Below are 22,127 nucleotides of genomic sequence, written 5' to 3'. Positions count from 1 at the left end.
ATCCAATGGCGTACCAGGTCGAGAAGTCCGACGACGAATGGCGAGAGCAGCTCGGCGACGAGCAGTTCCAGGTGTTGCGCGAGGCCGCGACCGAGCGCCCGTGGACGGGTGAACTGCTCGACGAGGAGCGCGCGGGCATCTACGCGTGCGCGGCATGCGGCTCCGAACTGTTCAAGAGCGGCACGAAGTTCGACTCCGGCTGCGGGTGGCCGAGCTTCTACGAGTCGGTCCGCCCCGAGGCGGTCCAGCTCATCGAGGACACCTCGCTCGGCATGGTGCGCACCGAGGTGCGCTGCGCGAACTGCGGCTCGCACCTCGGCCATGTCTTCCCCGACGGGTTCGGCACGCCGACGGGCGACCGCTACTGCATGAACTCCATCGCGCTCGACTTCACGCCAGAGCCCTGAGCATGCGGCCCGCGCTCGAGGCCGCACTCGTCCGCAGGTCGGTCTCCAAGGTGACGGATGCCGCACCCGACGATGCCGAGCTCCTCGAGTTGCTCGGCGCGGCCGGGCGCGTCGCCGACCACGCATCACTGCGTCCGTGGCGCGTCGTCGCGCTCCGGGGCGAGGCCCGCGATCGCCTCGGATCCGCACTCGCCCTGGCGTCCGGGCTCGAAGCCGCCGATCCGCGCGGAGCCGCGAAGCTCGCGACCAAGCCGCTGCGCGCGCCCCTGCTGCTCGCGGTGGTCGCCGTGCACACGCCCGACTACGCCAAGGTGCCCGAGTGGGAGCAGGACGCCACGGCGGCCGGCGTCGCGCACCTGCTCAGCCTGCTGCTCGACGAGGCCGGCTGGGGCGTGCTGTGGCGCACGGGCCCGTACACGCGGCATCCGGCCGTCTCGGCGGCTCACGGCCTGAGGCCGAACGAGGCCCTGCTCGGCTGGCTCTACGTGGGCGGCAAGCCCGAGCGACGTCGTGTCGAGCGGCTCAAGCCGATCGACGCCGCCGCGAGGCTCACAACCCTCGACTGACCCGGCCGTCGTCGTCTCCGGGGTGAGCGTCGGCGTCGGTGATCGTGCCCGCGCCGTGCCGGTCGGATGCGACGACGTGCCGGCTCCGCGTCCACCTGGTGCTCGCGATGACCACGGCGACGAGCGCGAGCGCCGCACCGCCGATCGTGGCGACGTCGACGGCCTGGTCGCCGACGGGGACCAGCAGGTCGAGCGCGAGCGCTGCGGTCAGCTGGCCGGCGACGCCCGCGAGCGCCAGCACGAGCACGCCGATCACGCGCACGACGACGGCCTGCACGGCGATGAAGACGCAGCCGATCAGGCCTCCGGTGTAGAGCCACGCGTCTGCCGGGAGCGACGTCGGCCAGCCGACGCTCGACGAGTGCACGACCATCACCACGACGAGCACCGCAGTGCCGACGGCGAAGTTCACGAGCGTCGACGTCAGTGCGCTCGACGCCGCGACGCGGACGCGTCCGTTCACCGCCTGCTGCCAGGCCGAACCGAAGCCGGCCGTGAAGGGCAGCAGCACGAGCAGCACCGGGGCCGCGCCGCCGATCTCCGATGCGAGGGTCCAGGTCACGGCGCCGAGGGCGAGCAGCGCGCCGATCGCCCTCGGCGCGGTGAGGGGACGCCGCCCGGCGGGCCCGAGGCCGGCCAGGTCGAACACCACACCGCCGACCGTCTGGCCCGCGACGATCGAGACCGTGAACAGCGCGACGCCGATGACGCCGGCGGAGAGGCCCTGGGTCGCCACGAACCACGCGCCGGCGACCCCGCCGAGCAGCATCCACCAGCGCAGGCGACCGGCGCGCAGCTCCGTCACCACGTTGCGGAGTCCCGTGCGGCCCGGCTTCCAGAACGCGAGCGCGACGAGCAGGATCAGCAGTCCGGAGCCGAACGAGATGACGGCCGCCGTGTAGGCGTCGCCGATCGACGCCGAGAGCTGCCCGTTCACGCGCGACTGGACGGCCGTCAGCGCGCCGCCGATCGCCGCCATGGCGATCGCGAGCCACACGGGCAGGCCACCGGCCTCGGCGTGCGCGTGCGCGTGCGCGTGCGCGTGCCGATGCTCGGTCGCCGGAGCTCCGGACCGCGCCGCCGCGTCTGGGCCGGCCGTGCCAGGAGCGGCGGATTCCGGAGTGGGGACGTCTTCAGACAAGTGCCGGCTGCGGGACTCGAACCCGCAACCCCCGCTTTACAAGAGCGGTGCGCTACCAATTGCGCCAAGCCGGCGAGGCGAACCTCGAGGCACCATCCTATCGATGGCGGCCGCACGCGACCGCGCGACGGAACCCGAACGGGCTCCGTCGCGCGGGCCGGCTCACTGAGCCGGGGTCGGAGTGGGGCTGGGCGTCGGAGTCGACTCGGCGTCGTTGAACGTCGCGCTCGTGGCCTGCACCACGAACGACTGGAACTCGGCCGCGTCGGTGAGCGAGCCGCTGTACTGCTGGCCGTTCACGAGCACGGTGGGCGTGCCGGTCACGGAGGCGAGATCGGAGTTCGGGATCGGGCCGGTCAGCGCCCGCGTCGTGGCATCCTGCACCCACGCCTTGAAGCGCACGTCGTCGATGCACGCGTTCACCGAGGAGGCGGCGCCTGCGTCACCCGCGAGCTTCTTGAGGTCGGAGTTGTTGAGGCCGACCGAGCCCTCTTCGGGCTGGTTCTGGAAGAGCAGCTCGTTGTAGTCGAAGAACGCCTCGGGAGAGAGGTCGGCCACGCACGCCGCGGCGTTCGCCGCACGCAGCGAGTACTGGGTGCCGGCCGACTTGTTCGTCAGGATCGCGATGGGGTGGATCTCGAGCGTCGCCGCCCCCGACTCGACCATGGTGCGCATCGCCTCGGAGTTCGTCGTCTCGAACTGGCCGCAGAAGGGGCACAGGTAGTCGATGTACGTCACGATGTTCGCGACCGTGCCGCTGTCGTCGGGAACGGTCGCCGTGGGCTCGCCGCCGGCCTTGATGGCCGGGGTCTCCACCGCGGTGATGGCGCCGTCGTCGCCGGCGACCAGGAGGATGCCGTCGCTCGCCATGTTCGCCGGGCCGGGGCCGGCCGGCTTGATGTTGTTGAAGATGAGTGCACCGATGAGTCCGGCGACGAGCAGCACGGCGACGATGATGCCGCCCTGGATCAGGAACTTGTTCCGCTTGTCGCGCTTCTTCTGCTCTTCGCGAAGGACTCGAGCCTTCTCTCGGGCCGCCTCCCGGCGTTCGTTGCGGGAGGCACGAGGCTCATTGGATCCGACGTTGGTCATCGATGGTCACTCCGGGTCGCTGTGTGGGCGCGCGCGTACTGCGAACGCACCCACGATAGTAGGAAGGATGGCTGGGAATCAGCCACACGAGCGCCTCACCCGGCGTTCGGCCCCCGCTCGGCGGGCATTCAGCCGTCTCTGGGCGCGCTCGGGGCGCGCTCGGGGCGCGCTCGCAGCCGGATCCACCGAGCGGATGCCGCCGACGGGCGTCGAATCGGCCGCAGCCGCCGCGCGTGCAATACTGAGGGAGCGTCGACGATGACGCAGTCCATCACTACGGATCGTCCGGCACGTACCTGCCGGTGAAGGAGAAGCACGACCATGGCATCAGTCACGTTCGACAAGGCCACGCGCCTGTACCCCGGAGGCACCCGCCCCGCCGTCGACCAGCTCGACCTCGACGTCGCAGACGGCGAGTTCCTCGTGCTCGTCGGCCCCTCGGGTTGCGGCAAGTCCACGTCCCTGCGCATGCTCGCCGGCCTCGAAGAGGTCAACGACGGCAACATCTTCATCGGCGACCGCAACGTCACCGACGTGCCGCCGAAGGACCGAGACATCGCGATGGTCTTCCAGAACTACGCGCTCTACCCCCACATGACCGTGGCCGAGAACATGGGCTTCGCGCTCAAGATCGCCGGCGTCGGCAAGGAGGAGCGTGCGGCTCGCGTGCTCGAGGCCGCCAAGCTCCTCGACCTCGAGCCCTACCTGAGCCGCAAGCCGAAGGCACTCTCGGGCGGTCAGCGTCAGCGCGTCGCCATGGGCCGCGCCATCGTGCGTCAGCCCCAGGTCTTCCTCATGGACGAGCCGCTGTCGAACCTCGACGCCAAGCTCCGCGTGCAGACCCGTACGCAGATCGCGTCGCTCCAGCGCCGCCTCGGCGTCACCACGGTCTACGTCACGCACGACCAGACCGAGGCGCTCACCATGGGTGACCGCATCGCCGTGCTCAAGGACGGCCTGCTCCAGCAGGTCGGCACCCCGCGCGACCTCTACGAGAAGCCGCAGAACGTCTTCGTCGCCGGCTTCATCGGCTCGCCCGCGATGAACCTCTTCCACGCCGACCTCACCGAGAGCGGCGTGCTGTTCGGCACCGCGACGGTGCCGGTCGATCGCGACGTGCTCTCCGAGGCTTCGGCCAAGAGCGCGACCATCGGCGTGCGCCCCGAGGACATCACGGTTTCCGCCGTCCAGGGCGAAGGCCTCGCGGTCGACGTCGACCTCGTCGAGGAGCTCGGCGCCGACGGTTACCTCTACGGCCACTCCACGGTCGAGGGCAAGCGCACCGACATCGTCGCCCGCGTCGACGGCCGCAGCCACCCGAACGCCGGCGACCGCGTGTACCTCACGGCCACGCCGAACCACGTGCACCTGTTCGACATCGAGTCGGGGCTGCGCCTCGGCAACAAGGCCGTCGTCAGCTGACGATCGCCTCACGCGTGAACGATGCCGGTCGGGCCCATGGCCCGGCCGGCATCGGCGTTTCCGGCTACGCTGAACCACGATGAGCGGCTCACTTTCGATCACGTCGGCCACGACCGACCCTGCTCTGCTCGACCTGCCGTGGCACCTGCCGCTCGAGGCCTGGCCGAACGAGAACATCGCGGCACTGCCCAAGGGCATCTCGCGCCACCTCGTGCGGTTCGCGCACCTCGCGGGCCACGTCGTCGCCATCAAGGAGACCACGGCCGAGATGGCGCGCGGCGAGTACGAGATGCTCCGTACGCTGCAGCGCCTCGAGATCCCGTGCGTCGAGCCCGTCGCCGTCATCACGAACCGAACGGATGCCGAGGGCGACCCCCTCAAGCCGGTGCTCGTCACCCGGCACCTGCGGTTCTCCCTCCCCTACCGCGCGCTGTTCTCGCAGACGCTGCGCCCCGACACCGCGACACGGCTCGTCGACGCGCTGGCGCTGCTGCTCGTTCGGCTGCACATCATCGGCTTCTTCTGGGGCGACGTCTCGCTGTCGAACACGCTGTTCCGTCGCGACGCGGGGGCGTTCGCGGCCTACCTCGTCGATGCCGAGACCGGCAAGCTCTACGAGGGCGGCCTGTCGAACGGGCAGCGCGAGAACGACCTCGAGATCGCGCGCGTGAACATCGCGGGCGAACTGCTCGACCTCGAAGCCGGCGGCAAGGTCGCCGACGAGCTCGACCCAGTGCGCATCTCGAACGGCATCGTCGACGCGTACCGCAGCCTCTGGAGCGAGCTCACTGGCTCCGAGTCGTTCTCCTCCGCCGAGCGCTGGCGCATCAACGAGCGCGTCAGCCGCCTCAACGCGCTCGGATTCGACATCGAGGAGCTCGCGATCCGCACCGATGCGCAGGGCACGACCGTGCGCATCCAGCCGAAGGTCGTCGACGCAGGCCACCATCAGCGACGCCTGCTGCGCCTGACCGGACTCGACGCCGGCGAGAACCAGGCCCGACGCCTGCTGAACGACCTCGACTCGTATCGCGCGAGCTACGGCAAGGGCGAGCTCGATGAGGAGATGGTGGCGCACGAGTGGCTCGTGCGCGTGTTCGAGCCGGTCGTCAGGGCGATCCCGACGGAGTTGCGCGGCAAGCTCGAGCCCGCCGAGGTGTTCCACCAGTTGCTCGAGCACCGGTGGTACCTGGCCCAGCAGGCCGGTCACGACATCCCGCTCGCCGAGGCGGTCGCGTCGTACATCAACACCGTGCTCCGGCATCGCCGCGACGAGGCGACCGTCATCGGTCCGACGACCGGCACGATCACGACGTCGATCGACGTGGTGCCGCTCGACACGTCGGCCGTCGCGGTCATCGATCCCGACGACGAGGACGACTGGCGGCTCAAGGTCTGAGCCGAGCGACCGCGCCCCGGCGTGGAGCCCGACCGCATGACGAAGGGGGCCTCCGAGCGGAGGCCCCCTTCGCCATGCTCGGCGCGCGGTCGGCGACGCGAGCCTACTTCTCGGCGCGCAGCTTCGAGATCTCGTAGAGCGTGACCGATGCCGCGATGCCGGCATTCAGCGACTCGGTCGCCGCGCTGATCGGGATCGAGACGATCGCGTCGCAGGTCTCGGCGACGAGGCGGGACAGGCCCTTGCCCTCGCTGCCCACGACGACCACGATGGGCCGCTCGGCCCACGAGAGGCCGGGGAGCGACACGTCGCCGTCGCCGTCGAGTCCGAGCACGAACACGCCGCGCTCCTTGAGCGCCTTGAGCGTCTGGGTGAGGTTCGGAGCCATGGCCACGGGGATGCGCGCGGCCGCGCCGGCCGAGGTCTTCCACGCACCGGCGTTGACGCCGACCGAGCGGCGCTGCGGCACGATGATGCCCTGCCCGCCGAAGGCCGCGGTCGAGCGGATGATCGCTCCGAGGTTGCGTGCGTCGGTGATGCCGTCGAGCGCCACGAACAGCGGGTTCTGGTCGCGGGCGATGACCTGGTCGAGGAGCTCGATCGGGTGCGCGTACTCGTACGGCGGCACCTTGAGCGCGAGGCCCTGGTGCACGCCGCCCTCGCCGGCGAGGCGGTCGAGCTCGGGGCGCATGACCTCGAGGATCGGGAGTCCGCGGTTGGTGGCGATCTTCAGCGCCTCCTTCACGCGGTCGTCCATCTCGATGCGTGCCGCGACGTAGAGGGTCGTCGCGGGGATGCGCGTGCGCAGTGCCTCGAGGACCGAGTTGCGGCCCGTCACGATCTCGGACTCGTCGCCCGACTTCGAGCGACGAGATGCACCGGATGCACCGCGGGGTGCGCCGGGGCGCCCTCCGCCCTGCCCGGCCACCTTCGCGCCAGGCCGGCCCTTGCCTCCGGATGCCGCATAGCGCTCCTCGGCGGCCTTGCGCTTGCCCGCGGGATGCCATGCACGGTCTTCGGCCTTCGGGGTCGGTCCCTTGCCCTCGAGCGCCTGACGCCCCTGGCCTCCGGATCCGACCTGCTTGCCCTTGCCCTTGCGCACGGCTCCGGCGCGCGGCTTGCTGCTGCCCTTCATGATTCCAAGCTCCAATGTGTGCCGGTCTGGCTGTCTTCGATGGTGATGCCCGCTGACGAGAGTTCGTCGCGGATGCGGTCTGCGGCTGCGAAGTCCTTCGCTGCACGAGCCGCCTGGCGATCCTCGATGAGTCTGGTCACGAGGGTGTCGAGGGCGGATGCCGCGGGCGCGGCGTCCGGGCTCCACCTGGCGTCGCGGGGGTCGATGCCGAGCACGCCCGCCATGGCGGCGACCTGCCCGTGCAGCGCCGCGGCGTCGTGGAGTTCGTCGGCGTCGAGCGCCTGGTTGCCGGCGCGGACGGTGTCGTGCAGCACGGCGATCGCCTGGGGCACGCCCAGGTCGTCGTCCATGGCTGCGGCGAACGCGTCGGGGATCACGGGAGCGCCGACGCCCTCGTAACGCGTGCCCGCGAGGCGTCGTTCGACGCGCTCGAGGAACGTGCGGATGCGATCGACGGCCGCCTCGGCCTCGGCGAGCGAGCCGGGCGAGTAGTCGAGCGTCGAGCGGTAGTGCGCGGCGCCGAGCAGGTAGCGCACCGCGAGCGGGGAGGCGAGTTCGAGCAGCTCGGCGGCGAACACGGAGTTGCCGAGCGACTTGGACATCTTCTGCCCGCCGGTGTTCACGAGCCCGTTGTGCACCCAGTAGCGGGCGTAGCCGTGACCGGCCGCCGTGGACTGCGCGAGCTCGTTCTCGTGGTGCGGGAAGCGCAGGTCGAGACCGCCCCCGTGGATGTCGAACTCGGTGCCGAGGTAGCGGCTCGCCATGGCCGAGCACTCGATGTGCCAGCCGGGCCGGCCGTCACCCCACGGCGACGCCCACGATGCGGACGCGGGCTCGTCGGCCTTGCGACCCTTCCAGAGGGCGAAGTCTCGGGGGTCGCGCTTGCCGCGCGGGTCGGCGTCGGCCGCGGCCTCCATGTTGTCGCGCGCCTGGCGCGTGAGCTCGCCGTAGGCCGGCCAGCTCGCGGTGTCGAAGTACACGTCGCCCGAGGCATCCGGAGCCGCGTACGCGTGCCCGCGCTCGATGAGCCGGGTGATCAGTTCCTGCATCTGCTGCACGCTCGCGGTCGCGCGCGGTTCGTACGTCGGAGGCAGGATGCCGAGCGAGGCGTAGGCGGCCTGGAACTCGAGCTCGACGCGGTAGGCCAGCGCCCACCACTGCTCTCCCGTCGCGGCGTCGAGGATCTTGTCGTCGATGTCGGTGACGTTGCGCACGAACGCCACGTCGTACCCGCGGTACGAGAACCAGCGGCGGAGGATGTCGTAAACGAGCGCGCTGCGGAGATGACCGATGTGCGGGCTCGACTGCACGGTCGGACCGCAGACGTACATGCCGACGTGTCCCTCTTGGAGGGGCACGAAGTCACGCAGGGCCTGAGCCTTCGAATCGTAGAGTCGCACGGTCACCCGGCAAGCCTACCGGCGCCCGGCTGAACGCCCGGTCGGCGCGACGATCAGGGCGTCGCGAGCAGTGCGGTGGCCAGCGCCGAGACGCCCTCGCCGCGGCCGGTGAAGCCGAGGCCGTCGGTCGTGGTGGCGGCCACCGACACGGGAGCGCCGAGCACATGCGACAGGAGGGCCTCGGCCTCGGCCCTGCGTGGGGCGAGCTTCGGGCGGTTGCCCACGATCTGCACGGTCACGTTCACGATGCGGAATCCGGATGCCTCGACCAGCCGTCGCGTCTCGGCGAGGAACACCTCGCCGTGCGCCGCGGCGAATCGCGGGTCGGCGGTGCCGAAGATCGCGCCGACGTCACCGAGGCCGGCGGCCGCGAGCAGGGCGTCGCAGATCGCGTGCGCGGCGGCGTCGCCGTCGGAATGCCCCGAGAGCCCGCGCTCACCCGGCCATTCGAGGCCCGCGAGCCAGAGCGGCGTGGCCGGGTCGTCGGCGAACGCGTGCACGTCGACCCCGGTGCCGATGCGAGATGCGGGCGGCGCGACGGCGGGCGTGCCGAGCTCGGCCGGGTGCGAGGCCGGGGCCACCGCGCGTTCCCCGTCGGGGCGGACGTGCGGTGCGACGCCCAAGTGCTGCTCGGCTCGCCGGAGGTCTTCCGGCACGGTGATCTTGAAGCCTCGCGCGTCACCGGGCACGAGGTCGACGGTGAACCCGGCCGCCGCGGCGATCGCGGCGTCGTCGGTGTACTCGAACGTCGGATCGGCGGACGCGAAGGCATCGTCGAGATCCTCGCGCGGGAAGCCCTGCGGGGTCTGCACCGCCGCGAGCACCGATCGGTCGACGGTCGAGACCACATGACCGCCCTCGATGCGCTTGATCGTGTCGACCACGGGGAGGCCCGGCACGATGCCGTGACCGCGCGAGCGCACGGCGGCGGCGACCTCGTCGAAGACCAGCGACGGGGTGAGCGGGCGAGCCGCATCGTGCACGAGGACGGTGTCGACGAGTCTCGGCAGCACGGCGAGTCCGGCCTCGACCGAATCCTGACGCGACGCGCCGCCCGGCACGACGTCGAACGGGGCGGATGCCGCGGCCGCGACCTCCGCGAAGCGCACCTGCACCTCGGCGACGCGGTCTGCCGGAGCGACGACGACGACGTGCGGCGTCTCGTGCATGCCCAGCACGGCATCGAGGGCGACCCCGAGGATCGTGGATTCGCCGAGCGGCACGAAGGCCTTGGGCTCGGCGTGGCCGAGGCGCGTGCCGCTGCCCGCGGCGACCAGGATGACGGCGACGGTCGACGAACTCATGGTTCGAGCCTAGCCAGCATGGGGCCGCCGCAGGTCACCAGGGCAGCACAACGGCACCGCGCCCGGGAGGACGCGGTGCCGTTGGTGACGCTAGGAGGCGAGGACCTCGTCGAGGACCGTCGAAGCGGCCTCCTCGTCGGTCTTCTCTGCGAGCGCGAGTTCGGAGATCAGGATCTGGCGCGCCTTCGCGAGCATGCGCTTCTCACCCGCCGACAGTCCGCGGTCCTGGTCGCGGCGCCACAGGTCGCGCACCACTTCGGAGACCTTGATCACGTCGCCGGAGGCGAGCTTCTCGAGGTTCGCCTTGTAGCGGCGGGACCAGTTGGTGGGCTCCTCGGTGAACGGGGCGCGAAGCACCTCGAACACCTTGTCGAGGCCGTCCTTGCCGATGACATCGCGAACGCCGACGAGGTCGACATTCTCAGCGGGAACCTCGATCACGAGATCTCCCTGCGTGACGTTCAGCTTCAGGTATTTCTTGGTCTCGCCCTTGATGACGCGGTCTTTGACTTCGATGATCGTCGCGGCTCCGTGATGCGGGTACACGACGGTTTCGCCAACCTCAAAAAGCATGAATGTATGTCCTTCCGGCAACTTTCAGGATATCACATTCGTGTTCGTGCTAAGGTTCCGCCGCTCGCTCGCAGGCCCCGCGGCACCGTTGCGCTACACTCGGAATCGATTCCCGTGCGCGTTTCAGACGGTCGCGCACGCCCGTACTTGGAGGTTCTGTGAAGGCGCGTCTCGCGGCATCCGCTGTTCTGGCCCTGGGTCTCGCCATCGGCGCGACCGGCTGCTCGATGGTCACCTACCAGGCGACCACCGAGCACTACGACGCGAGCGACGGCGTCTCGGTCACGGTCGGCGACCTCGACCTGCGCAACATCCTCGTGGTGAGCGAAGACGGCGTCGACGGCAACCTCGTGATGACCGTGGTCAACACCGGCGACGACGACCAGACCCTGAAGATCGAGGCCGGCTCGGCCACACAGGAGCTCGAGGTCGCCGCGAACGAGACCGTCGTGCTCGGCGGCGAGGAGACCGAGCCGCTGCTGCTCGAGGGCATCGACGCCGAGGTCGGCGGCCTGACCCCGATCTTCTTCCAGTACGCGAGCGAAGAGGGCATCGAGAAGCAGATCCCCGTGCTCGACGACCGCCTCTACCCGGGCCTCGCCCCGTAAGCCACCGGTCCTCCGGGCGAATCGCCCGTCAAGACCAAGCACGAAACGGCTCCCGCCTCGGCGGGAGCCGTTTCGCATGTTCGGGGCCGGCAGGGCCGTCGAGCGCCCGACCTCAGGCCTCGAACCGGTAGCCCAGTCCGCGCACGGTCACGAGCTGCACGGGCTCGGACGGCTGCTTCTCGATCTTCGAGCGGATGCGCTTGATGTGCACGTCGAGCGTCTTGGTGTCGCCGAAGTAGTCCGAACCCCAGACGCGGTCGATGAGCTGACCGCGGGTCAGCACGCGGCCCGGATTGCGCATCAGGAGCTCGAGCAGCTCGAATTCCTTGAGCGGCATGGGAACGGGTTCTCCCTCGACCTCCACCGTGTGCCGGTCGACGTCCATGCGCACCCGACCGCCCTCGATGAGCGACTCGTCGAAGTCGTCGGCATCGATGCGGCGTCGCAGCACGGCACGGATGCGCGCGAGCAGCTCGCGCGTCGAGTACGGCTTCGTGACGTAGTCGTCGGCGCCCAGCTCGAGCCCGACCACGATGTCGATCTCGGAGTCCTTCGCCGTGAGCATGATGATCGGCACGTTGGAGCGCGCGCGGATCTCCCGGCAGACCTCGGTACCGGGCAGGCCCGGCAGCATGAGGTCGAGCAGCAGCAGGTCGGCTCCCCCGCGGTCGAACGCCGCGATCGCCGACGGACCGTCGGCCGCGACCTCGATCTCGTACCCCTCGCGTTCCAGAAGGAAGCTCAGCGGGTCGCTCAGCGCGATCTCGTCCTCGACGAGCAGGATGCGGGTCACAGGGTGTCTCCTCGGTCAGGAACGACGTGCGCCGCTCCGGTGGTGATGTCGATGGTGGCGGTCATGGGACGGGGTGCGCGGTGCGACCGGTTCGCGGCGCGGCGCCGGGTTCGGCCGTCGAACGCCCGCCCGCGGCATCCGTCACCTGGATCGGCTTCTCGGCGAGCGGAAGTCGGATCGTGAACGTCGAACCGCGCTCCGGCGTGGACCAGACCCGCACATCGCCGCCGTGGTTCTGCACGGTGTGCTTGACGATGCTGAGGCCGAGGCCGGAACCGCCCGTGTTGCGCGAACGCGCCTGGTCGACGCGGAAGAAGCGCTCGAACACGCGATCGAGATCGTCGCGCTGGATTCCGATGCCCTGGTCGGTGACCGAGATCTCGACCGTGTCGCCCGAGACCTTGACGCCGACGCCGACGCGACCGCCCTCGCTCGAGTACGCGATCGCGTTCGCGAGGAGGTTGTGCACGGCCACGACGAGCAGCGACCGGTCTCCGTAGACCTGGGCGGACTTCGACGTCCGCACGGCGATCGTCACGCGCTTCGACGTCGCGACGATGCGGTTCTGGTCGACCGCCTCGGCGACGACCTCGTCGACCCTCACGAGCACGTCGGGGCGCAGCGCATCGCGAGCCTGCAGGCGCGAGAGTTCGATGACCTCGCTCGTGATGTGCGCGAGCCGGGCCGCCTCGGTCGACAGGCGCCCCGCGAACCGTCGCACCTGATCGGGCTCGTCGGCCGCCTGGTCGAGGGCCTCGGCGAGCAGGCTGACCGACGCGATCGGCGTCTTCAGCTCGTGCGAGATGTTCGCGACGAAATCGCGGCGCACGTCGTCGAGCCGGTGCGACTCCGTGCGATCGTCGGCCATGAGCAGCACGAACCGGGTGCCGAGCCGGGCCACGAGCACCCGCAGGCGCATGGTCGACTCGCCGTAGGGACCGCGCGCGAGGGTGAACTCGTCGGCGATCGTCTCCCCTGAGCGACGAACGGATGCCGCGAGCTCCACGAGTTCGGGATGCACGAGCGCACCGCCGCGCACGAGTCCGAGCGCGAGCGCACCCGGCGACGCCTGGAGCACGTTGTTCGAGGGGTCCAGCACGATGCCGGCGGACTCGAGGACGTCGAGCACGTGCTCGACCCCGTCGGGGATCGTGGGGGCGATGACCTGTGCGGCACGTGCACCACGACGCTCGGCCATGTACAGCAGGAGGAGGAAGCCGGCCCCGAGGAACGCGCCGAGTGCGAGCGCGCCGAGGACCAGCCAGATGGAGTCCATACTCTGTAGCGTAACCACACGCCGGAGCCCCGATTCCCGAAAAGCGGGGCATCACGACGGTAGGTTAACGAGTGTTCAGGTCTACGGCACCCGGCGTTCACCTTCCCGGGCGACGATGTGCTTGTCCGGTGCGACCTCCGGACCGATCCCGCGTGCGCGCCGCGCGCGCACCCGAAAGAGGATGTTTCGTATATGCGTGAGGTGTTCCAGCAGGAGCTTCAGGAAGTCCAGGAGCGACTCGTCGAGATCGCTGAACTCGTCGCCACGTCGATCGACAAGGCGACGCGTGCGTTCAACGAGTCCGACGTGAGTCTGGCCGAGGAGGTGATCGCCGACGACCACCGCATCGACCAGGCCGCGCAGGAGCTCGACGAGCTCGCCATCACGATCCTCGCCCGCCAGTCGCCGGTCGCGCGCGACCTGCGAACGGTCGTGAGCGCGCTGCGGATCAGCGCCTCGCTCGAGCGCATGGGCGACATGTCGACCCACATCGCGCAGCTCGCGCGCTACCGCTTCCCCGACAAGGTCGTGCCAAAGCGCCTGCGCAGCACGTTCTTCGAGATGGGCGCGCTCGACGTCGAGATCGCGCAGAAGCTCACCCAGCTGCTGCGCACCGAGGACGTCAAGCTCGCCGAGGAGATCCGCAACGAGGACGACAAGGTCGATGACCTGCACCTCTCGGTCTTCGACACCGTGCTCGGCGAGAAGTGGAAGGGCGAGGCGGCCGACACGGTCGATGCGACCCTCGCGAGCCGCTACCACGAGCGCTTCGCCGACCACGCGGTCTCGATCGCCAAGAAGGTGCAGTACCTGGTGACGGGCGACTGGGACCCCGACATCAACGCGGGACTCTGACGTGCAGGGCTGACGAACGCGAGCCCGCGACGGGCATGACGAAGGGCCGGGGATTCCTCCCCGGCCCTTCGGTCGTTCCAGGCGGCGGCGCAGGTGCTGCGCCGCCGCCTGACGACCTACTTCTTGCCCTGCGCGGCGACCGCTGCGGCGCCCGCTGCGGCGGCCTCGGGGTCGAGGTAGCGCGCGGGCGCGATCGGCGCGAAGTCGTCGCCGAGCTCGTACACCAGCGGGATGCCGGTCGGGATGTTCAGGTCGGCGATGTCGTCGTCGCTGATGCCGTCGAGGTGCTTGACGAGCGCGCGAAGCGAGTTGCCGTGGGCCGTGACGAGCACGGTCTTGCCGGCCGCGAGGTCGGGCACGATGCCCTCCTCCCAGTAGGGCAGCATGCGCGCGATGACGTCCTTCAGGCACTCGGTGCGGGGCAGCTCGTCGTCGGAGAGTCCGGCGTAGCGGGCGTCGCCCACCTGCGAGTACTCGGCGTCGTCTTCGAGCACGGGCGGGGGCACGTCGAACGAACGGCGCCACAGCTGGAACTGCTCGGGGCCGTACTTCTCGAGCGTCTCGGCCTTGTCGAGGCCCTGCAGCGCACCGTAGTGGCGCTCGTTGAGGCGCCAGGTGCGGCGCACGTCGATCCAGGCGCGGTCGGCGACGTCGAGCGCGATGTTCGCGGTCTGGATCGCGCGGGTCAGCACGGAGGTGTGCAGCACATCGGGCAGCAGGCCCGACTCGGCGAGGAGCTCGCCCGCGCGGGCGGCCTCGGTGCGTCCGAGTTCACTGAGTCGAACGTCGACCCATCCGGTGAAGAGGTTCTTCTGGTTCCATTCGCTGTTGCCGTGGCGAAGCAGCACGAGGGTGTGAGGCATGCGTCCAGCCTAGCCGTGAGGCATCCTCCGTCTTCGCCGCCCGTCGATCGACGTCACCCGGGGGCGGATGCCGCGGTCGGCCGCTGCTGGCAGACTTGACGCATGCCCGCGGACGCCTCGCCCCACCCTCGGCGGCTCCGACCCGGTCACCTGCGGCCCGGGCAGCGCGTGGGCACCGTCACCCGCGGCACGACGAACACCAACCGCCTGCGTCGCGTCGACCGGTGGATCGCCGCGCACCCCGCCCTGCTGCACGCCGTCGATCCGTTCGTCGTCGACCTCGGCTACGGGGCGAGCGGCGTCACCACCCTGGAGCTCGCCGCCAGGCTGTCGCACGTGCGCCCCGGCGTGCACGTGCTCGGCCTCGAGATCGAGCCCGAGCGGGTGCGCGTCGCACGCGAGCAGCTGGCCGGGGTGCGCGCGGGCGAGCTGCACTTCCCGGCCGACCTCCGGGTCGACTTCGCGGTCGGCGGGTTCGAGGTCCCCGTGGCCGGCGGTGCACGGCCGGCGGTGATCCGGGCGTTCAACGTGCTCCGGCAGTACGACGAGGCCGAGGTCGCGTCAGCGTGGGCGATGATGCAGTCCAGGCTCGCACCGGGCGGTCTGCTCGTCGAGGGCACCTGCGACGAGCTCGGGCGGGTGTCGAGCTGGGTCGGCATCGGGGCGTCCGGGCCCCGGACCTTCACCGTGAGCCTGCGACGCTCGGGGCTCGAACTGCCCTCGATCGTCGCCGAGCGACTGCCGAAGGCGCTCATCCACCGCAACGTGCCCGGCGAGCGCATCCACGCACTGCTCGGCGACCTCGACCTCGCGTGGCGCACGCATTCGGCGATGGCCGTCTACGGACCGTCGCAGCGGTGGATCGCGACCGTCGCGACGCTGCGCCACGAGGGGTGGCCGATCATCGGCGGTCCGCGACGCGCCAGACTCGGCGAGCTGACGTTGCCGTGGACGGCCGTCGCCCCGCTCGACTGACGTCGCGCGTCGGGCGCGCCGGTCAGGGCCGCGCGCCGAGCCGCGGCAGTCGCGGCACGTCGATGGCCGACGTCGCATCGGCCGGAACGATCTCGACCTGGGCGGCCGCGACATCCGTGCCGTGGCTCTCGACGATGAGCGGAAGGTCGGCCGGCACCTGCCGCTTGATCACCGCGAGCGCGACCGGGCCGAGCTCGTGGTGCATGGTGCTCGACGTGATGTGCCCGACCACGCGCCGTTCGGGCGCCTCGCCCGGAAGCGGCTCGGGGCGCACCTTCTCGCCGATGACCTCGTCGCCGGGGGCGGGCAGCACGGTGTCGCTGCCGTCGAGGTGCAGCAGCACGAGTCGTCTCGGCGGACGCCCGAGGTTCAGCACCTTGGCCACCGTCTCCTGGCCCTTATAGCAGCCCTTGCCGAGGTCGACCGCGCTCTGCAGCCAGTCGAGCTCGTGGGGCAGGCTCTTCTCGTCGACCTCGGTTGCGAGGCGCGGACGCCAGGCGGCGATGCGCAGCGCCTCGGCCGCCAGTGAACCCGCGACCTCGACGCGACCCGCGCGCACGGCCGCCACGGCGTCGGCGAGCGCGTCGCGAGCGACGATTCGCTCGATGAAGTGCCAGTCGGATGCCGGATGCCCGGCGTCGCGCGCATACCGGTGCGTGCCCGGGGCGCGGGTCGACCACGGGTCGTTCCAGTCGAGCGGCAGGCCCGAGGGCGATGCCGCGGGAACGGCCGCGTCGAGCGCGGACGCGGACATCGCGCCGAGGACGGCGAACTCGTCGGAACGGTCGGCGACCTCGACGCGGAGCATGAAGCGCATGCGGTCGAGGAACCTCGCCAGCGGCGCGGCATCCGCCCCTTCGACGATGAGCCAGGTGGTCTCGCCGTCGTCGACCGCGTGCACCACGTGCTCGATGCGGCCAGAGGCATCGAGGAAGAGCGCCTCGATGCCCTCGCCCGGCCGCAGTCCCTGGAAGGACTGGCTGGCCATGGAGTGCAGCCAGGACAGGCGATCAGGGCCCGCGACCGTGATGACGCCGCGGTCGGAGAGGTCGACGATCGCGGTGCCGCGCTCGAGGTGGCGCTGCTCGACGATCGGGTTGCCGTAGTGCCCCGGACCGGCGGTCGACTCGTCGACGTCGTCGGCCGGCACGGCGCCGGGAAGCGAGAGGAACGGGGAGGCGGTCATCAGTCGACCTTCGCGAGACGGGCGGAGGCGTGCGTGCGGAGGTCCTGGCCGAGGGCGGCGATGTCCCACGCCCAGAGCAGGTGCCCCTCGACGAGGCCGTAGAGGCGGGTGGCGGCCGCGTACTCCTTCGCACCGGCGCCGCGCATGACGGCGTCGGTCGCGAGGTCGATCCGCGGACCCTTGACCTCGCCGAGATAGAGCTCGGAGACGCCGCCGGGGTGCACGAGCGAGACCTCGAGGTCGAAGCCGCCGTCGGCGTTGCGGAGCGCCTCGACGTCGTCGGGCGTGCGGAACCTCGGCTCGCCGACGCTCGGCAGCAGTGCCGGACCGGGGTCGCCGTCGGCGAGCTGACGTGCGATGCGCCAGTAGCCGGTCTCGGTCGCGAGCGGACGGGGGTCGCCGTCGGGCTCCTCGGGGAACAGCCAGGTGTACGACGTGTAGTTCAGATGCGGAAGGCCGTCATGACTGAAGCTGATGCGCTGCCCGAACTCGGACGCGACCTTCTCGTCGCCGACCTTGTAGTCGAGGACGCCAGAGCCCTCCCAGACCCCGAGGAGCCAGGAGAGCGGGACGAGTTCGGCCGGCAGGTCGACCGGGAGCTCGATCATCGCAGGACCTCGCCAGCGCCTAGCGCTGACCCTTGAAGAGCTTGTAGACCACGACGCCGCTGATCCACGCGATCGCGAGGCTCGCGAGGCCGAGCAGACCGATGAAGAGGAGTTCGAGTGCGAGCAGCTGCGACATGGTGGAAGTCTAACCGTTCGATCCGACCCTGTCGGCCGGTGCGCGGGGGTTCGCGAGGTCCACCGTGTCGGCGGCCCTCAGGCTGCGAGCGTCGGCGCCACGGCGAGCGCCGCGAGCGCCACCACGACGACCGCGCCGCCCACGCTCGCGCTGGCGCGCACGACGTAGCCCGCGGGGCGCCTGGTCGCGAGCTGCGCCACGAGCGCGCCGACCACGCTGGTGGCGAGCACCACGCCGAGCGCGTCGTACACGCCGAGCACGTCGGTGTCGCCCAACCACGCCGTCGTGCCGCCGTAGGCCAGCGAGATCACGACGACCGAGCCGACGATCGCGATCGCCCAGATGACGCCGACGGCGAGCCATCCGCCCCTCGAATCGGTCTCCGCCTGCATGTCGTCCTCTTCGTGTCGGCCTCGGGCACGTGCTGTCCCGTAGTATTGACGAACCTTACTCCTGGAGTGTGTGCGTGGCGCAGTTGCTGATCCTGTCGCCGGCGGCTAACGAAGAAGTTCTTCCGGCGCTTTCACTTCTGACTCACCGAACGCGGATCATCCCCGCTTCGCCTGAGCAGCTGGTCAGAGCGCCCGAAGCGGACCTCGTGTTCCTCGACGCCCGAACGAACCTCGCCGCGGCGAAGGCCCTCTCGCAGATCCTGCGAACGACGGGACTGTCGTCGCCGCTCGTGCTGATCGTCACCGAGGGCGGTCTCGCCGCGGTCACGCCCGACTGGGGCGTCGACGACGTCGTGCTCGAGCACGCCGGCCCGGCCGAGGTCGACGCGCGCATCCGGCTCGCACTCGGTCGCGCCGCGGCCACGCAGCCCTCCGAGCGCATCCAGACCTCCGGCGTCGTGATCGACGAGGCCAGCTACTCGGCCAAGGTGCACGGGCGCACGCTCGACCTGACCTACAAGGAGTTCGAACTCCTGCGGTTCCTCGCGGCGCACCCCTCCCGAGTCTTCACGCGAGAGCAGCTGCTCAGCGAGGTGTGGGGCTACGACTACTTCGGCGGCACGCGCACGGTCGACGTGCACGTTCGACGACTCCGGGCCAAGCTCGGAGACCTCGACAGCCTCATCGGCACGGTTCGAAACGTCGGCTACCGCTTCAACGTGCACGAAGACGACGAAGGCGCCCCCGTCACGACGCGTTGACACGGTGTTCATCGCCCGAATCCCCGCGAATGGCATTATGAGGGGATGACCACGGACAGCGCCTTCGACGACGACCGCACGGCGAGCGACTTCGACGATGACTTCGAACCCTTCGACATCGAAGGCGCTCCCGATCTGCCGGCCGAGCGCTACCTCGACCGCGAGCTCAGCTGGCTCGCCTTCAACAAGCGCGTGCTCGAGCTGGCCGAGGACCCCACCCTGCCGGTGCTCGAGCGGGCGAACTTCCTCGCGATCTTCGCCTCGAACCTCGACGAGTTCTTCATGGTCCGCGTGGCCGGCCTGAAGCGTCGCATCATCACCGGGCTCGCCGTGCCCACCAACGTCGGCCGTTCGCCCGTCGACGTGCTGAGCGACATCTCGAAGCAGGCCCACGAGCTCCAGAACCGCCACGCGGCCGTCTACCAGGACCTCGTGAAGCCGGCCCTCGCCGAGGGCGGCATCCAGGTCGTGACGTTCGACAGCCTCGGCGCCGACGCCCGGGACCACCTGCGGGACTACTTCTCGAGCCAGATCTTCCCGGTGCTCATGCCGCTCGCGGTCGACCCGGCGCATCCGTTCCCCTACATCTCCGGCCTTTCACTGAACCTCTCGGTCCGCGTGCGCAACTCGCGCACCGGCCGTCAGGAGTTCGCACGCGTCAAGGTGCCGCAGATGCTCCCGCGCTTCGTGCGCGTCGACCCGACCGAGTCGATCGAGAACGCCAGGTACATCACCCTCGAAGACCTGATCGCCAACCACCTCGGCGACCTCTTCCCCGGCATGGAGATCCTCGAGCACCACGTCTTCCGCGTCACCCGCAACGAAGACGTCGAGGTCGAGGAGGACGAGACCGAGAACCTCATCAAGGCGCTCGAGAAGGAGCTCCTCCGACGACGGTTCGGCCCGCCCATCCGCCTCGAGGTCTCCGACGACATGGACGACGTGACCCTCGGGCTCCTCGTGCGAGAACTCGACGTCACCGAGCAGGAGGTCTACCGACTGCCCGCGCCGCTCGACCTCGGCGGGCTGTTCGACCTGTCCCGTCTCGACCGGCCCGAGCTCCACTACCCGACGCACGTGCCCGTCACCGCGGCGCAGCTGCAGCCGTCCGACTCGAACCTCCGCGCCGACATCTTCAAGGCCGTCTCGCGGCGCGACGTGCTGCTGCACCACCCCTACGAGTCGTTCGCGACCAGCGTGCAGGCCTTCCTCGAGCAGGCCGCGGCCGACCCCGACGTGCTGGCCATCAAGCAGACGCTCTACCGCACGTCGGGCGACAGCCCCATCGTCGAGGCGCTCATCGATGCCGCCGAGTCGGGCAAGCAGGTGCTCGCCCTCGTCGAGATCAAGGCGCGCTTCGACGAGCAGGCCAACATCACGTGGGCTCGCAAGCTCGAGAAGGCCGGCGTGCACGTGGTCTACGGCCTGGTGGGCCTCAAGACCCACTGCAAGCTCGCGCTCGTGATCCGCCAGGAGAAGGGCACGCTGCGCCACTACTCCCACATCGGCACGGGCAACTACAACCCGAAGACCAGCCGCATCTACGAGGACCTCGGCCTGCTGACGGCCGACGACCAGGTCGGCAAGGACCTGACGCGCCTCTTCAACGAGCTGTCGGGCTACGCCATCGAGAAGAAGTTCAAGCGCCTGCTCGTGGCACCGCTGCACCTGCGCAAGGGACTCCTGAAGCTCATCGCCAACGAGATCGCGAATGCGAAGGCCGGCAAGCCCGCCGGCATCCGCGTCAAGGTGAACTCGATCGTCGACGAGGCCATCATCGACGCGCTCTACCGCGCGTCGAACGCCGGGGTCAAGGTCGAGGTGTGGGTGCGCGGCATCTGCAGCCTCCGGCCCGGGGTCCCCGGCCTCAGCGAGAACATCACCGTGCGCTCGATCCTCGGCCGCTACCTGGAGCACTCGCGGATCTTCTCCGTGGTCAACGGCGGCGACCCCCAGATCTACATCGGCTCGGCCGACATGATGCACCGCAACCTCGACCGGCGCGTCGAGGCGCTCGTGCGCCTCACCGACCCCGGACACATCGCCGACGTCAGCGCGAACTTCGATCGCGCGATGGACGACCGCACCAGCTCGTGGCACCTCGAGGGCGACGGCACATGGACCCGGCACGCGGTCGACGAGTCGGGACGCCCGCTCGAGGACCTGCAGTCCTCACTCATGGCCGAGATCGGCCCACGCAGTCGATCGGGCCTTCGCCGATGAGCCCCGAGACCGCGGTCTATGCGGCCGGAGCCGTGTGCTGGCGCATCATCGACGGGCGAATGCACGTCCTGCTCATCCACCGCACCGTGCACGGCGACGTCACCATCCCCAAGGGCAAGGTCGATCCGGGCGAGAGCCTCTCGCAGACCGCCGTCCGGGAGATCCAGGAGGAGACCGGCCTCGAGATCGCGCTCGGCGTGCCACTCGGCGTCTCCCGCTACCTGATGCCGAGCGGGCGAGAGAAGGTCGTGCACTACTGGGCGGGCGAGGTCAGCGACCACGCCCTCCAGCACTCGACCTTCAAGCCCAACGGCGAGGTCGCCGCACTCGAGTGGGTCACGATCAAGCGCGCGCGGAACTACCTCACCTACGCACCGGATGTCGAGATCCTCGAGAACTTCGCGGCCCTCGTCGAGCAGGGCGTGACGAGCACGTTCGCGCTGCTGCTGGTTCGTCACGGCAAGGCGCTCGCACGCGGCAGCTGGAAGGGCCAGGACACCGCGCGCCCGCTCGCCGCCCGCGGCGTCGCACAGGCCGCGGACCTCGCCGACACGCTCTCCGCGTGGCGACCCGAGCGCATCTACTCCAGCCCCGCGATCCGCTGCGTGACGACCGTTCGCCCGTTGTCGGCGGCCACGTCGATGAAGGTCAGGCTGAAGCCCGGCATCAGCGAAGACGCCTGGGCCGCCGGCGACGCCGACATCCGCCGGGTGATCGGCAAGCGCATCCGCGCGGGCCGCTCGGCGGTCCTGTGCAGTCACGGGCCGGTACTGCCCGAGATCATCCGCGAGATCTCCCTCGCCACCGCGACCCCGCTCGGCTCCTACGTGGCCGATGCCGCCGAGCTCGAGCCCGGCGGTTTCAGCGTCGTGCACGTGTCGAAGACGAACTCCGGGTCGGGCGTCATCGCGATCGAGACCCACGCGCCGAGGGTCTGACCCCGATTCCCTTCCGACGCACGGCATTCGCCGGGGCCGGAGGATCCGCGGAATCCCGCGGATCCTCCGCACCG

The 22,127-nt window shown here is 70.3% G+C and carries 22 protein-coding genes and 1 tRNA gene; 10 read left to right on the top strand and 13 right to left on the bottom strand.

What is annotated here, in order from left to right; all coding sequences use genetic code 11:
- Window positions 1-5 precede the first annotated feature (5 nt).
- On the top strand, window positions 6-407 hold the full coding sequence (gene msrB / locus ATC03_RS06280) for a peptide-methionine (R)-S-oxide reductase MsrB (protein WP_067874488.1): 402 nt from the start codon (window positions 6-8) through the stop codon (window positions 405-407).
- A 2-nt stretch (window positions 408-409) separates the two neighbouring features.
- A complete protein-coding gene (locus ATC03_RS06275; protein WP_067874482.1) occupies window positions 410-973 on the top strand; it encodes a nitroreductase family protein in 564 nt (187 codons plus the stop codon).
- On the opposite strand, the gene ATC03_RS06270 is transcribed toward ATC03_RS06275, so the two are convergent.
- The 3 genes from ATC03_RS06270 to ATC03_RS06260 form a co-directional block, all read right to left on the bottom strand.
- Complete coding sequence (locus ATC03_RS06270) at window positions 957-2,114, bottom strand: DMT family transporter (RefSeq protein WP_227820247.1); 1,158 nt, start codon at window positions 2,112-2,114, stop codon at window positions 957-959. The genes ATC03_RS06275 and ATC03_RS06270 overlap by 17 nt on opposite strands.
- Window position 2,115: 1 nt before the next feature.
- Window positions 2,116-2,188: transfer RNA gene (locus ATC03_RS06265), tRNA-Thr, on the bottom strand.
- 88 nt (window positions 2,189-2,276) lie between these two features.
- Entirely contained in the window at window positions 2,277-3,206 is a 930-nt protein-coding gene (locus ATC03_RS06260) for a thioredoxin domain-containing protein (RefSeq protein ID WP_067874477.1), read from the bottom strand.
- A gap of 321 nt (window positions 3,207-3,527) precedes the next feature.
- On the opposite strand from ATC03_RS06260, the gene ATC03_RS06255 reads away from it, so the two are divergent.
- On the top strand, window positions 3,528-4,628 hold the full coding sequence (locus ATC03_RS06255) for an ABC transporter ATP-binding protein (RefSeq protein WP_067874475.1): 1,101 nt from the start codon (window positions 3,528-3,530) through the stop codon (window positions 4,626-4,628).
- A 79-nt stretch (window positions 4,629-4,707) separates the two neighbouring features.
- Window positions 4,708-6,027, top strand: coding sequence for a DUF4032 domain-containing protein (locus ATC03_RS06250; protein ID WP_067874472.1), 1,320 nt, complete (start codon window positions 4,708-4,710; stop codon window positions 6,025-6,027).
- A 103-nt stretch (window positions 6,028-6,130) separates the two neighbouring features.
- Here ATC03_RS06250 and rlmB read toward each other — a convergent pair whose 3' ends face one another.
- The 4 genes from rlmB to ATC03_RS06230 form a co-directional block, all read right to left on the bottom strand.
- Window positions 6,131-7,162 carry a 23S rRNA (guanosine(2251)-2'-O)-methyltransferase RlmB gene (rlmB, locus tag ATC03_RS06245; protein ID WP_067874469.1) on the bottom strand — a complete coding sequence of 344 codons (1,032 nt, stop codon included), beginning with the start codon at window positions 7,160-7,162 and terminating at the stop codon, window positions 6,131-6,133.
- The gene (cysS, locus tag ATC03_RS06240) at window positions 7,159-8,568 is read right to left on the bottom strand and encodes a cysteine--tRNA ligase (RefSeq protein ID WP_067874463.1); all 1,410 of its coding nucleotides are present in this window, start codon (window positions 8,566-8,568) and stop codon (window positions 7,159-7,161) included. Before cysS ends, rlmB begins: the two co-directional genes overlap by 4 nt.
- 47 nt (window positions 8,569-8,615) lie before the next feature.
- Complete coding sequence (locus ATC03_RS06235; protein WP_067874461.1) at window positions 8,616-9,866, bottom strand: bifunctional 2-C-methyl-D-erythritol 4-phosphate cytidylyltransferase/2-C-methyl-D-erythritol 2,4-cyclodiphosphate synthase; 1,251 nt, start codon at window positions 9,864-9,866, stop codon at window positions 8,616-8,618.
- A gap of 90 nt (window positions 9,867-9,956) precedes the next feature.
- Window positions 9,957-10,439, bottom strand: coding sequence for a CarD family transcriptional regulator (locus tag ATC03_RS06230; RefSeq protein WP_067874458.1), 483 nt, complete (start codon window positions 10,437-10,439; stop codon window positions 9,957-9,959).
- Window positions 10,440-10,597: 158 nt separating this feature from the next.
- Here ATC03_RS06230 and ATC03_RS06225 point away from each other — a divergent pair, with 158 nt between their 5' ends.
- On the top strand, window positions 10,598-11,047 hold the full coding sequence (locus ATC03_RS06225) for a hypothetical protein (protein WP_067874455.1): 450 nt from the start codon (window positions 10,598-10,600) through the stop codon (window positions 11,045-11,047).
- Window positions 11,048-11,159: 112 nt separating this feature from the next.
- On the opposite strand, the gene ATC03_RS06220 is transcribed toward ATC03_RS06225, so the two are convergent.
- Together ATC03_RS06220 and ATC03_RS06215 are read right to left on the bottom strand one after the other, a co-directional pair.
- A complete protein-coding gene (locus tag ATC03_RS06220; protein ID WP_067874452.1) occupies window positions 11,160-11,840 on the bottom strand; it encodes a response regulator transcription factor in 681 nt (226 codons plus the stop codon).
- A gap of 61 nt (window positions 11,841-11,901) precedes the next feature.
- The gene (locus ATC03_RS06215; RefSeq protein WP_067874451.1) at window positions 11,902-13,116 is read right to left on the bottom strand and encodes a sensor histidine kinase; all 1,215 of its coding nucleotides are present in this window, start codon (window positions 13,114-13,116) and stop codon (window positions 11,902-11,904) included.
- Window positions 13,117-13,308: 192 nt separating this feature from the next.
- Between ATC03_RS06215 and phoU the strand changes: the two genes are divergently transcribed.
- Window positions 13,309-13,971: a phosphate signaling complex protein PhoU gene (gene phoU / locus ATC03_RS06210; RefSeq protein ID WP_067874449.1), complete on the top strand. Its 663-nt coding sequence runs from the start codon at window positions 13,309-13,311 to the stop codon at window positions 13,969-13,971.
- A gap of 116 nt (window positions 13,972-14,087) precedes the next feature.
- On the opposite strand, the gene ATC03_RS06205 is transcribed toward phoU, so the two are convergent.
- Window positions 14,088-14,834 (bottom strand): phosphoglyceromutase, encoded by a 747-nt coding sequence (locus ATC03_RS06205; RefSeq protein WP_067874445.1) that lies wholly within the window; start codon window positions 14,832-14,834, stop codon window positions 14,088-14,090.
- A 102-nt stretch (window positions 14,835-14,936) separates the two neighbouring features.
- Between ATC03_RS06205 and ATC03_RS06200 the strand changes: the two genes are divergently transcribed.
- Window positions 14,937-15,809 carry a class I SAM-dependent methyltransferase gene (locus ATC03_RS06200; protein WP_227820246.1) on the top strand — a complete coding sequence of 291 codons (873 nt, stop codon included), beginning with the start codon at window positions 14,937-14,939 and terminating at the stop codon, window positions 15,807-15,809.
- A 22-nt stretch (window positions 15,810-15,831) separates the two neighbouring features.
- Here ATC03_RS06200 and ygfZ read toward each other — a convergent pair whose 3' ends face one another.
- The 3 genes from ygfZ to ATC03_RS06185 form a co-directional block, all read right to left on the bottom strand.
- On the bottom strand, window positions 15,832-16,995 hold the full coding sequence (gene ygfZ, locus ATC03_RS06195; RefSeq protein WP_067874442.1) for a CAF17-like 4Fe-4S cluster assembly/insertion protein YgfZ: 1,164 nt from the start codon (window positions 16,993-16,995) through the stop codon (window positions 15,832-15,834).
- The gene (locus ATC03_RS06190) at window positions 16,995-17,603 is read right to left on the bottom strand and encodes a nitrobindin family protein (protein ID WP_067874439.1); all 609 of its coding nucleotides are present in this window, start codon (window positions 17,601-17,603) and stop codon (window positions 16,995-16,997) included. The genes ygfZ and ATC03_RS06190 overlap by 1 nt, the downstream gene beginning before the upstream one ends.
- 213 nt (window positions 17,604-17,816) lie before the next feature.
- Entirely contained in the window at window positions 17,817-18,131 is a 315-nt protein-coding gene (locus tag ATC03_RS06185; protein WP_067874436.1) for a hypothetical protein, read from the bottom strand.
- A gap of 74 nt (window positions 18,132-18,205) precedes the next feature.
- Here ATC03_RS06185 and ATC03_RS06180 point away from each other — a divergent pair, with 74 nt between their 5' ends.
- Genes ATC03_RS06180 through ATC03_RS06170 form a run of 3 tightly spaced genes read left to right on the top strand, consistent with a single transcriptional unit; the run spans window position 18,206 to window position 22,053 of the window.
- Entirely contained in the window at window positions 18,206-18,892 is a 687-nt protein-coding gene (locus ATC03_RS06180) for a response regulator transcription factor (RefSeq protein WP_067874434.1), read from the top strand.
- Window positions 18,893-18,937: 45 nt separating this feature from the next.
- Window positions 18,938-21,115: an RNA degradosome polyphosphate kinase gene (locus tag ATC03_RS06175; protein WP_067874431.1), complete on the top strand. Its 2,178-nt coding sequence runs from the start codon at window positions 18,938-18,940 to the stop codon at window positions 21,113-21,115.
- Window positions 21,112-22,053: an NUDIX hydrolase gene (locus tag ATC03_RS06170; protein WP_067874429.1), complete on the top strand. Its 942-nt coding sequence runs from the start codon at window positions 21,112-21,114 to the stop codon at window positions 22,051-22,053. The genes ATC03_RS06175 and ATC03_RS06170 overlap by 4 nt, the downstream gene beginning before the upstream one ends.
- Window positions 22,054-22,127: the final 74 nt, after the last annotated feature.

Origin of the sequence: Agromyces aureus (assembly GCF_001660485.1) — a bacterium.
Taxonomy (GTDB): Bacteria; Actinomycetota; Actinomycetes; order Actinomycetales; family Microbacteriaceae; genus Agromyces; species Agromyces aureus.
The sequence above is the reverse complement of the archived record's forward strand: the minus strand, read 5'-3'. Positions and strand labels throughout refer to the sequence as shown.